At 57.2% G+C, this 11930-nt stretch carries 7 protein-coding genes; 3 read left to right on the top strand and 4 right to left on the bottom strand.

Annotation, left to right across the window (positions count from 1 at the left end; translation table 11 throughout):
* The 4 genes from PHW69_07970 to PHW69_07955 all read right to left on the bottom strand — a co-directional run.
* The coding region (locus tag PHW69_07970; GenBank protein ID MDD4005122.1) for a M6 family metalloprotease domain-containing protein at nucleotides 1-2887 on the bottom strand (2887 nt) is incomplete at its 3' end.
* Nucleotides 2888-3141: 254 nt separating this feature from the next.
* Nucleotides 3142-5721, bottom strand: coding sequence for an ATP-dependent chaperone ClpB (clpB, locus tag PHW69_07965; protein MDD4005121.1), 2580 nt, complete (start codon nucleotides 5719-5721; stop codon nucleotides 3142-3144).
* A gap of 1 nt (nucleotide 5722) precedes the next feature.
* Nucleotides 5723-6016, bottom strand: a complete 294-nt coding sequence (locus tag PHW69_07960) for a helix-turn-helix domain-containing protein (GenBank protein ID MDD4005120.1) — start codon at nucleotides 6014-6016, stop codon at nucleotides 5723-5725.
* 116 nt (nucleotides 6017-6132) lie between these two features.
* Nucleotides 6133-8118 (bottom strand): hypothetical protein, encoded by a 1986-nt coding sequence (locus PHW69_07955; protein MDD4005119.1) that lies wholly within the window; start codon nucleotides 8116-8118, stop codon nucleotides 6133-6135.
* A gap of 297 nt (nucleotides 8119-8415) precedes the next feature.
* On the opposite strand from PHW69_07955, the gene PHW69_07950 reads away from it, so the two are divergent.
* From PHW69_07950 to PHW69_07940, 3 genes are all read left to right on the top strand, one after another.
* Nucleotides 8416-9630: a phospholipase D-like domain-containing protein gene (locus PHW69_07950; GenBank protein ID MDD4005118.1), complete on the top strand. Its 1215-nt coding sequence runs from the start codon at nucleotides 8416-8418 to the stop codon at nucleotides 9628-9630.
* Between the two features lie 144 nt (nucleotides 9631-9774).
* A complete protein-coding gene (locus tag PHW69_07945) occupies nucleotides 9775-11010 on the top strand; it encodes a hypothetical protein (GenBank protein MDD4005117.1) in 1236 nt (411 codons plus the stop codon).
* A partial coding sequence (locus PHW69_07940; GenBank protein MDD4005116.1) for a tetratricopeptide repeat protein occupies nucleotides 11007-11930 on the top strand: 924 nt, incomplete at its 3' end. The genes PHW69_07945 and PHW69_07940, both read left to right, overlap by 4 nt.

The raw sequence follows: 11930 nt of genomic DNA, 5'->3' as shown, positions 1-11930 counted from the left end.
GGGTCGTGTCGGCGTAGATGCGGTAGTAACTGCGGTCGGGCGAGACGGAAGCGGGCCATGACAGCGTGACAGTGCCTCCGGCGGACGTGGACGAGGAAAGGCTGGCAGGAGCGGCGGGCGGCTCGTCATAAGGGGAAGCGTGCGCCTGGTTCGATTCGTCCGACAGGTTGTCCGACACGTCCCTCGTCCATAACGCGGCGTAATAGGTCGCGCCGTATACAAGGTTCGACAGAATATACTGTTGTTCCGAGCCGGCCTCCGCGGTGGTTGCGATGACCAGTTCGGTTCCGTTGGTTATCGTGATGTCGGTGACGGTGGAGGAGTACCGTATAATAAACTCCCCGTCGGTGATGGTATTGGAGGAGCCGTCCGCGCCGGGCGCCGTCCAACTGAATTTCAGCTGGCCTTCCGCGGCGGTGGGCTGTACGGCGAAATCCGTGACTGCGGCGGGCGCGGCGGTGTCGCGCAAGACCGACGCGGTGGCTATATTGGAAACAGCGGAAGCGTTGCTGTCGCTGTCGTAGGTCCACAGCGCGAACCAGTAAGTCATCGGTTCGCTTGTAATTGTTACCGTATAGGTCTGCGCGGAGCCGGCCGCGGCGGAGGTCGCAATGGAAACCAGCGTGTTGTTTCCGGCTGTCACCGCCGAATGGCTGGCGTAGCGGAGTTCGAACTTTCCTCCGGTTATGCTGTTGGCGGTGCCGTCGTCGCCGGGCGCGGTCCAGTGAAGCGTTATCTGGTTGGCTGAGGGGCCGCCCGAGGCGGCAAGGTCGGAAACAGCCGCCGGCGCTATAAGATCTTCCGCCGGCTGAAATTCCGCCGTGTTCGACATTTCCGACTGCGCGCCCGCCGCGGTTTTTGTGCGGACCGCAAAATAGTAGTAATACGCTGTGTTCAGCCCGGTTACGGTGTATGTCTGGGCGGAGCCGGCCGCGCCGACCGTGGCGGTGGTCAGTTTCGTCGCTTCCGGCCAGCTGATTTCCGGGTCGCTGTAATTCATCGTGACGTTTCTCAGATAGCTTTTGTCGGCGCCGCCGGACGCGGAAGAGTCTTTGGCGTATTCCCAGGTGATCAAATGATCGCCCGCCGCGATGACGTAACTGGCGGCGGACCAGTCGGTGGTTCCGCTGATGCGGTAGACCGGCGTTCCGTCAACAAGAAAATTCAGAAAATCGTAGTTCTCCTCCGAACTCACTTTCCACGAGAAGTTAAGCGTTCCAGGCCCGGTGATGGTGCGGCTGATGGTCGAGTAACCGTAATAGTCGCTGTCGCGCGCGATATCGCCGCTTTGCAGGGCGCCTCCGGAAATATACCAGTTGCCGGTTGTCCCGTTGGAAGACTCCAGCGTCCAGCCGGTGCCCAGCGTGGAGGACATCGGATAACTGGCGACTGCCGTCCAGGTCGCGTAAGCTATGTCGTAACTGCTGACGCCGGCCGGCACGGTCCACGACAGCGCCACTTCGCCGGTGGCCGTTCCGTTCGCCGCCGACAGGTCGGTTATCGCAGGCCCGGCGAGCACGCTGACTGGCACCGTGTACTGGTTTGTGCCGGAAACCAGCGGGCCTATTTTTATGCCGGTGTCCAGGCCCTGATAGTTTTTGCTGTTCGGGGTGGTGGACGGGGAGAACGTGGCCCCGTTTGTGTAGACGCTGCCCGCGGACACGCTTTCCGAGTTGTTTTCTATGCTGTCATTTCCGTCAGCTTCCACGCGCTTCAGCAACTTGTGGCGCGAGAAAGAGTTTTCATAATAATAGTTATTGTTTTCCAGATCGAGCCGCGCGTCTACATGCCACAGGTAGACGCCGGTGGTCGGAAGGACTTCGTCAATGCCGGAAGCCTGCCGGTATTCCGCCATGTAATATTCGTCCCACGACGTGCCGGAAGCCGCCGTCGGCATGATCTGCAGCGCCTGCCCCGCCACGCCCTGCGACGACAGCGTGACGTTGCTCGTGCCCGAAGTGTACACCGAGGGTGTAATCCAGCCCAGCAGGAATTTGCTGAAAGCGTTATGGTCAGTGGTGTTGTCAGCCATCATGTCGCCGCCGCCGATTCCGCCGCCCGGCCCGATTTCGTCGTCGTAATCGTAATAGTCGGGCAGGCCCAGTCCGTGGCCTACTTCATGGTTGGATATGAATGTCGGGCTGGTGTCGAGCGGGTAATATTCGGGGTAGTATTCCCATTGCCAAACATACCCGTCCAGAGTCACGCCGTCATAGGAATTGCTTACGCCGGAATAAGAGGTCTGGTATGCCCACCAGAACGTGCTCCAGCCGCCGGGAGTTCCGGCCCAGAGCGTGAGGAAAAGATCAATCGAGCCGTTGCCGTCGTTGTCGAACTCGCTGTAATCGTAGTTCGCGTTTTGCGCGGCAAGCGCTTCATTGATCACCGCCTGTCTGCCGGCCGTCGTGGTCGGTATTGACGCGCGTGTGCCCGCATAGGTGTACCACGGAAGCACCGTTACGGAAAAATTGAGCTGGCCATATGAGCTCTGCTTGTAAAACGTTATCAGTTTCTCGTATTCGGTGACCAGTTCGGCCTGGGTGAAATGATTGTCGGTGCCGGAAAACCGGATCGGCACGACCAGCAGTTTCACATTTCCGGTAGTAGGCATATTCTGCCACGCCGGCGGAGGTGTGGCGGAAAGGCCGGTTTTGCCCGCCAGTTTCTGCATGTTGTATTTGTAACGCTGGAGCAAGCCGTTCGACACCCTGTTGTTGCCGATTGCTTTTGCGTATGCGATATGTTCTTTCAGGGCGCCTTCGGTTTTCAGTCTGTCAATCTCGCCGGGTCTGGGCGGCGCAAGAGCAAAAAGCCCTCCGCTGAAAATTGCCAGCACAGAAGTGAGGGCTGCAAACCGGCGTATCAGAAACAGAAAAGCGTTTTCCATTCGTTTTTGGCCCTTATGTATATCATTTATTATGAAATATCAGCCCGCTAAAGACAATAAGCTGTTATTTGCCAGCGGGTAACCTTTTATAATTAGAGCCGTAATCCTCAACGTCGTGCCGGCTCGAATGAAGTTATAATAGCCTAACATGAGTCGCCTTGCGCGGCAAGGGGTACAATTGTCACGTTCCGGCTATGCGGGTGGGGGATTTCTTCCGCGGGCCCGATAAGCCGGGCCCGCGAAAGCGGGCAGGTTCATTTCCGGGTGAAAGACAGCCGGTCCTTTTTTCCTGCGTCAGCCACGATCGTGTCGCCCGGCACAAACTCCGCGTTGAGGATTTTCATGGCCAGCGGGTCCTGAATAAGCCGCTGCACGGCGCGTTTCATGGGGCGTGCGCCGAACGCGGGGTCATAGCCCAGTTTGAACAGGGCTTCGCGCGCGGAGTCGGTAAGCTCAAGCGTCATATCGCGCTCGGCCAGCAGTTTTGAAAGGAAGTTCAGCTGCATGCCGGCTATGGCGCGCAGGTTGTCTTTGGTCAGCGGGTTGAAAACAACCGTTTCATCCACCCGGTTGATGAATTCCGGCCGGAAATGCTCAAGCAGCAGGCGCTGCGCGTTTTCGCGCAGCCGGTCCGTTTTGCCGCCGTTTTCCATGATCTCCTGCGAGGCGATGTTGGAGGTCATGATGATTATCGTGTTGCGGAAATCCACGGCGCGGCCCTTGCCGTCGGTAAGGCGGCCTTCGTCAAGGATTTGCAGAAAAATATTGAACACGTCAGGGTGCGCTTTTTCTATTTCGTCGAACAGCAGCACCGCATAGGGCCGGCGGCGCACTTTTTCGGTCAGCTGGCCGCCCTCGTCGTAGCCTACATAGCCGGGGGGCGCGCCTATGAGGCGGGCGACGGAGTGTTTTTCCATGTATTCCGACATGTCAATACGGATCATGGCGCGTTCGTCGTCAAACATGAATTCCGCGAGCGCTTTGGCGAGTTCGGTTTTGCCGACGCCCGTGGGCCCCAGAAAGATAAAACTGCCGACAGGCCTGCCGGCCGGCGCCAGCCCCGAACGGGAACGCCGCACCGCGTTCGCCACCGTCGCGAGCGCTTCGTCCTGGCCGACAACGCGCAGCCGCAGCCGCTGTTCCATTTCCACCAGTTTCCGCACCTCGCCTTCCAGCATTTTGGAAACGGGAATCCCGGTCCATTTTGACACGATTTTTGCGATATCCTCCTCGTCCACCTCCTCGCGCAGCATGCTGCCGTTTTTTTGCAGTCCGGCGAGTTCGGAATTGGCCGTTTCCAGTTCTTTTTCAAGCGAGTGGCGTGTGCCGTAGCGCAGCTCCGCGGCGCGGTTGAGGTCGCCGGCGCGCTGGGCGAGCGTTTCGTCGGTTTTTGTTTTTTCTATGCCGGCTTTGAGCTTGCGGATTTTTGCGATCGCGTCTTTTTCCGCCGTCCATTTGAGTTTCAGCTTTTTCGACTGCTCCGTCACGCCGCCCAGTTCTTCCGCAACGGCGGCAAGCCGTTTTTTAGAGCCTTCGTCGCTTTCCTTGCCGAGCGCCTGTTTTTCGATCTGAAGCTGGGTGATTTTGCGCTCCAGCAGGTCTATTTCCTGCGGCAGGGAGTCAATCTCCATGCGCAGGCTGGAGGCGGCTTCGTCCACAAGATCAATGGCTTTGTCCGGCAGAAACCGGTCGGTGATATAGCGGCCGGACAGCTTGACCGCGGCGATGATCGCGCCGTCCTTGATCCGCACGCCGTGGTGCACCTCATAGCGTTCTTTAAGCCCGCGCAGTATGGCGATCGCGTCGTCCTCGGTAGGCTGGCCTATGTACACCTGCTGGAACCGCCGCTCCAGCGCGGGATCCTTTTCGATGTATTTTTTATATTCGTTGAGCGTGGTCGCGCCGATGCAGTGCAGTTCGCCGCGGGCGAGCGCGGGTTTGAGCATGTTGGAAGCGTCCATGGAGCCTTCCGACGCGCCCGCTCCCACCAGCGTATGTATCTCGTCTATGAACAGAATTACGCTTCCTGCCGCCTGCTCCAGTTCCTTAAGAACCGCCTTGAGCCGTTCCTCGAATTCGCCGCGGTACTTGGCTCCGGCGATGAGCGCGCCGAGATCCAGCGCGGCGACGCGTTTTTCCCGCAGCCCCTCCGGCACCGCGCCCGAGGCGATGCGCTGGGCGATTCCTTCCACGATGGCGGTTTTGCCCACGCCCGGCTCTCCGATCAGCGCGGGATTGTTTTTTGTCCGGCGCGAAAGCACCTGAATGACGCGCCGGATTTCCTCGTCACGCCCTATTACCGGATCAAGTTTGCCCCGCCGGGCTGCGTCGGTCAGGTCGCGCGCGTACTTTTTCAAAGCCTGATATTTGCCTTCCGCGTCAGGATCGCTTACCTTATGTCCGCCGCGTATGGCGGCGAGCGCTTTTAAAACCTCGTCATACCGGACACCGGCGGCGGCAAGCAGTCTGGCGGCGGGATCGCCGGATTCTTTTGTCATGGCCAGCAGGACGTGCTCGGATGAAATGAACTCGTCCCTGAGCGTTTTCATTTCGCGCAGCGCGCCGTCCAGAATGTGTTTCAGCGCGGCGGCATAGTAGCGCTCGCCGCCGGTAACCGCGGGCAGGCGGCCCAGTTCGCCTTCCGCAAGGGCAAGCAGGTTGCCGGCTGATGCGCCCGTTTTTTCCACAAGCTCCGGAATAAGGCCGCCGTCCTGCTTTAAAAACGCCTTCAGCAGATGCAGCGGCTCCACCTGCTGGTGCGACATCAGCGCCGCAATTTCCTCGGCCTGAGCGATAGCTTCCTGCACTTTTAAAGTGAATTTGTCGGCGCGCATTTCAGCCTCCCGTCTGCTGCGTTGTTGTGCGTATGGTGATGTGATGCATGCGTTTTATTTCCAGCACTACCTTTATACCCTGAATATTTACGTTGCGGTTCAGCAGCGCGGCGATTTCAGCAAGAATTTCAATATCCGCGTCGCTGAAAAGCCGCCTGTTTCCGGGTGTCCGGCCGGGCGCAAGAAGCCCGTTTTTTTCCAGCCAGCGCAAAGTGTAAATCTCCAGCCCGCAAAGGCGGGCGGCGGTGCCTATGTTGTAAAGCGGTGTGTCGCGGTTCCGGTCCAGTTTGTCCATGGTGGTACCCTCTATGACACATTATATAAGGAAAAGTTATATTTGTCAATATATAATATAACACAATATGTTAGATCGTTTGGACGGATCGCGTTGCTGCGGGTAGTCGCGGGATATCAGCGAAGACGGGTTTTCTTACGCACTCTTAGGGCAAGCCAAAATAGCGGAGGCAGCCACATAAGCGTGATCATTAGATGCCATGGCGAAAGTTTGCGTTGAATGGTTACGGTTTGCCCGGCTTTAAGCGGGATTTGAATGAAATTCGATATCCGGCCGGGTTTTGCCGGCGTGTTTGCAATGGGCAGAGTTTGTCCGGCTAAATCAGCGGCGCGCCAGCCGCCGTCGTTGCATTGCATGAAAACCAGCGAGCTGTCCGGAGGGGGCGGAGCGGTCAGGTGAACGGAAAAGCCGTTGCGCGCCGCTGTTACCGAGTACTCGCGCGGATCAAGCTTGCGCCCGCGCCGGTTTGCTTCAAGCAGGCAGATTCCGTCAGCGCCGAAGATTGTTTCGGTATCTTTTGCGTCATAATCCCTGATGGTTGCTATATTCGGCGCATAAAGCGATAACATGATTAGCTGGATAGGGTTGCCGTTTTTATGTATCACATAGGAATCTGTGGCTATCGCCATCACGTCCGTTATTGCCTGCCATTTCGGGCCAGCCCACCAGATTGAGCCGCCTATGAGCCAGCAGAGCGCAAAAGCCTTTAAAAAACCGGGATTCAGCAGTTTTTTTTCAATAAAGAATTTCAGTCCCACGGCAATGCCCGCGCAGACCGTGAACGGCCATGCCAGCCAGGGTGTCGCCGTAACCAGCAGTGCCGTGCCCGCCAGAATGCCGGCTCGGCCGGCAATGGCGCGCCACGGCGTGTTTTCAAACCCGCGCAAAACCAGCAAAACCAGCACAAGCAGGTGCAGGGTGAGGAGCGGAAGAAAATGATACCATTGCCGGAACATTTTCATGCCGGGAAGAACATGGAAAAACAGGCGCGGCAGCGGCCCGAAAATACCGATGCCGCAAAGCCCGAGAAACGCTATCGCGCCCAGCTGGAACTTTTTTAGCGGAAACGGTAGCCAGCAGGAGAGTATCAACACCAGCGGCAGGGCGCAGGTGGCGAAGAGGATGTTGCCGTCGCAGGTTTCGATTCTGGCGGGGCTGTGGCGCGCGCCGGCGTACAGAATGAAATTCGCCGGAGCCAGACTGGCTAACTTTTCCCGGTTCATGCCGAGGTATTCGGCGTATGACCGGGAAGAAAAACGCCGCTCTTTGCGTATTGGTGAATCCAGCCTGCCGTAATATCTGGCGCAGGAGTAAATCAGCGGTGCGGCGCAGATGAGCATGGCGGACAGCGCCAGTCCCCATGTTCGCAAACGCACTTTTTTCACAAAGGCGGACAGGAGCGGTTTTGCTCCCTCTATAAGGAAGTATCCGCACAGAACCATTCCCAGCCCGTAAATCAGAAGCAGTTGAGGATAATGATTATTCAGCGCCAGCCCGGCCAGCGCTCCGGCGGCTATAATGAAGGATTCATCTTCCCGTGCTTTCAATGCCGCAAGCCAGATGAACGGCAGATAGAACAGGGTGCCCAGAACCTGTTCCTGATGCAGCATCCCGGTGCCGACGGACAGGAACGTCAGGAAAACCAGCAGCGCCGGTTCCAGCCCGCGCAGCAATCGCCGGCCCAGAAAATACAGGCCTGACAGGAAGATGCCCTGCCCGACGATAAGGAAAGAAACTTTATAAATGAAATTCAGCGGCAGTTCCGTGAAAGCTCCGGCCGCCGCGCCCAGCAGCCTGTGCGGCATGAGGAGTAAACAGTTATTTGCAAATATCTCTATCCATGCGCCGCCGGAACTGTTGTAAAGCCATGCGGGGAAGGAATGCAATTGTCTGATATAGTCGGCTGCGTAGGCGAAATACGGATACATGAAAATGCAGTTGTCTCTCGGCAGAAAATAATCCGGCCTGAAAAATATGCCGTGCCATTTCAGCAGCCAGCCAACAGCCAGGGCAGCCAGAACCCATTCCATTAGCCGCTGGTTGGGGGAAAGGCCGGTTTTCTTGATATTCTGCGGCGGCGCCGTGCTGGTTTCTGTTGACAAAAGGTTTCCCGTAAACTGGCAATGCTGTTCTATTTTAACATAAACGCGGTTGACAGGCGCCGCTTGCGCGGATCCATGCGCTTAAGTTAGCGGCGCGGCCAGCAGATCGGGCGCGTGGCGCAGGCCTGTCAATTGAGTTTTCTGCCGGCGATAGCCTGAAGATGCTGGCGGCAGGCTGTTCTTGCGGACGTGTTCCGGAGCCGGTTTAAAGCGGGAGGGCCTAGATTGAAATATAGGTCTATTGGCCCTGTATGGGCCCTGGGGGATATACTATCCTAATAGCAGGAAAATAGCCAAATGAAGAAACTGTTTATCATATTTTCAGTAATCGCCCAAATGATGTGGGCGCCCGTGTCCGCAGGTGCTCAGGGCAGCGTCGCATGGGACGGCGCCGGTTCGGTTTTAGGAGCCAGAGGCCGTGCCGCGCTGGGGGCTGTTGCAGTTCCCGGTGTTTCCGCCGCGAAGCCTGCCGCGGTTGCTTCCGCCAAAACCGCAAAAGCGCCTGCGCTGAAGGCACCGCGGGTAGTATTCTCCGAAGATGAATATATCAGCGGGCATATTCTAAAAAATATCAATAACTGCACGAAGACCCTTGATGTGGCGGTTTATGCTTTTTCGCTTCGCGATGTGGCGGAGGCAATAGTCAAGGCCATAGAGCGCGGCGTGCAGGTCAGAGTTATTGTAGATCAGTCGCATATGTTTGGCAGCCGCACGGCGGAATTGCAGTATCTGGTGGACAATAATGTCAATCTGCGCGTATTGCGCGGAACCGGCAAATGGGGCATCATGCATAATAAAATGGCCATTTTTGACGGCAAAATGGTTAAATTCGGTTCTTTTAACTGGACCAACGCCGGGGATCGCAATAATTACGAAAACGCGATTTTCAATACCGAACCTGCCATTATAGCCGGGTATCAGGCGTATTTTGACTGGATGTGGGAGAAAACCCGGTCTGTGGCGGACGGGCCGCTCGAAGGGGACGTGCCGTGGGGCAGTTACGGCAAGCCCCCGGCCGATTCGCAGCCGTCGCTTGAGTTTAACGGCGCGGCGTTTCCCCGGTATGCGTTTTCCCCGCTGGGCGGAAGCGAAGACGCGATTATAAGCGCCATAGACAAATCGCAGGCGGCAATCCATATCTGCATGTACAGCCTGTTTTCCCAGAATATAGGCGACGCGCTTTTGAATGCCAAAAACCGCGGTATTGACGTGCGGATCGTAATGGACCGGCTTCAGGCCGGCAGTTCGCCGCTGACCGAATTCTTTATAAAGAACAAATTTGTATTTAAATGGAACAGCGGGTACAGCGGAAGGGGCGTCATGCACCACAAGTTCGGGATTTTTGACGGCAAGATGGTGGTCACCGGTTCCTTTAACTGGACCTCCAGCGCCGAAAACAACAATCTGGAAAATGACTATTACACAGACAATGCGCAGGACGTGAAAGCGTTTGCCGGCGAATTCAATACCATATTCGGCAAGGCGTTCACTCCGACCGAGAAGGATCTTTAGAAACTTCAGCTGCCGTTGGCCATGAAATAGCGCGCAGCGGCGTGGTTTTTGATAAAAATCCCGGGGTGAATTCCCGGGATTTTTTTATTGGATATCCGGATGAATTATGTATAATCATAATTGCATTTACGGATGGGAGCGGCTATGAAAAAACAGAAAACAGCCGTCGTTTTGGTTCTTGACGCGGCGGGACTGGTGACAATTGAATATCTGCTGTCGAAATATGGCGGCGAAGTGCGTTTGCCGAATCTGGCGCGGCTGGGGCTGGGCGATATTATTCTGCCGCAGTACCGCGGCCGGATAACGGGCAAACGCGGCGGCGGGTATGCGGCCCGGCTGGAACAGCAATCCGCTTCGGCCGACAGCGTGATCGGACACCGTGAAATGGTCGGTATCTGCGATGATCGCACTTTCAGTCTTTTCCCCGACGGGTTCGATAAAAAATTCATAGCCGAACTGGAAAAACGCATCGGCCGCAAAACTATTTTTAACAAAATGGCGGGCGGGGTGGAAGCGATCGAGCTCAACGCCGAGGAGCATCGGAAAACCGGCTGCCCCATAGTATATGCCAGCAAATGCGACCCGCTTATCCAGATCGCGATGGACGAGAGCGTTATCCCGGTGCCGGAGCAGCACAAAATAGCCGATACCGCCTTTGAAACCGCCATGCGGCTCGGCATTCCTGTTACCCGCGCCATAGCGCGCGCCTATGTGCGCACGCCCGAGGGCGAGTATGTGCGCACACCCAACCGGCATGACGCGGTGCTTGCGATGGGCAAGAAGACTTTGGTGGATTTGCTTTACGCCCGCGATGTATGGACGGTGGCGGTTGGTAAAACCAGCGAACTGGTCAATACCGTCTACCATGACAAGATCAAGCTGACCGGGAAAGCGTTTATTGATCCCGCGCTGGGCCTGAATTTTGTGCACCCCGGGCAGAAAGACACCAATCCTTATTCCGTGCAGGGCACGGTCAACGCGCTGCTGTCGTCAAAAACGCTGCACCGGCCCAACGGCACATTCGTGTTTTCCAATCTGGTGGACACGGACAGCCTTTATGGCCATACCCGCGATGTGGAAGGCAGCATAAAATGCCTGGAAGAGGCCGACCGCACCATTCCCGTCATCGAAAATCATATGGACGACGGGGATCTGCTGATCGTCACCGCTGACCACGGCATGGCCCATCGCGCCGATTACGGGTACCATAACCGCGAAGCGCTGCCTTTGCTGGCTGAACGGAAAGGCCTGGCCGAGCTGGGCGGGCTCGTCCCGGGCAAGGCCCGGACTCTGGCCGATGTCGGATATCTTTGCGCGCAGTTTTTCGGTTGCGAGGCGGCATATCTGCGCGAGACCGGGACTGCCGCGCTGATTCAATGAAACGAACCGTTTTGATTGCGTCGCTGTTTTTTTTGGCGCCCGCGGGCCATGCGGTTTCCGACAGGCTGTCGCAGAGCCTCATCAGCGACGGGATCGGCTACGCCCAGACGAAGGATTATGAGAACGCGCTGAAAGCTTTCAATCTGGCGGTCGAACGCGATCCCGAGAGCTCGGTCGCCATTTACAACCGCGGCATCGTTTATTACCGGGTGGACGACCTGCCCGCCGCAGTAAAGGATTTCGAAGCGGCCTGTTCCATGGGCAACGATGGCGCCTGCGCGCTTGTCAAGCAGCTGGATAAGGCCGACCGGCAGCGGCGCGGCAAGGCTTCGGAGCTGCTGGAGCAGGCCTCCAGGCTTAACGCCGACGGCAAGCCCGACGAAGCGTTGAGCCTGCTGGGCGACGCTCTTTCTGCGGATCCTTCCATCCCGCAGGTTTATTATCTTGAGGCGGAAATTTATTTCCGGTCCAAAAAAGACACCGATGCGGCGATCGGCGCGCTTGACAGCGCGCTGAAATACGATCCGCAGTACGCCGAAGCGCTGTGCCTGCGCGGCATGATTTATACGGAGATCCGCCGTTACAGGAAGGCCGCGCCGGATCTTAAAAAGGCGGCGGAAATCAGTCCCGGCCTGCCGCAGGTTCACGCGGCGCTGGGCGACCTCCATATGGCGAAGAAGGATTACGCCGACGCTGTCGCCAGCTACGTCAAATCGCTTGACCTTAATGACAGTCAGCCGGACGTGCATTACAGCTGCGGGCTTGCCTACAAGAAAGTAAAAGACCCCAAGAATGCGTACCGCCAGTTTGCCCGGGCCTGCAAACTGCAGTATCGGCAGGCCTGCGGCGAAGCCGCGGCGCTCAGTTCCGCGGTCGCCTCGGCGATTGCGCAGGACGTGTACGAGCAGCTGGACAAGGCC

This window comes from Elusimicrobiaceae bacterium (assembly GCA_028700325.1).
In the GTDB taxonomy this organism is placed as follows: Bacteria; Elusimicrobiota; Elusimicrobia; order Elusimicrobiales; family Elusimicrobiaceae; genus JAQVSV01.
The sequence above is the reverse complement of the archived record's forward strand: the minus strand, read 5'-3'. Positions and strand labels throughout refer to the sequence as shown.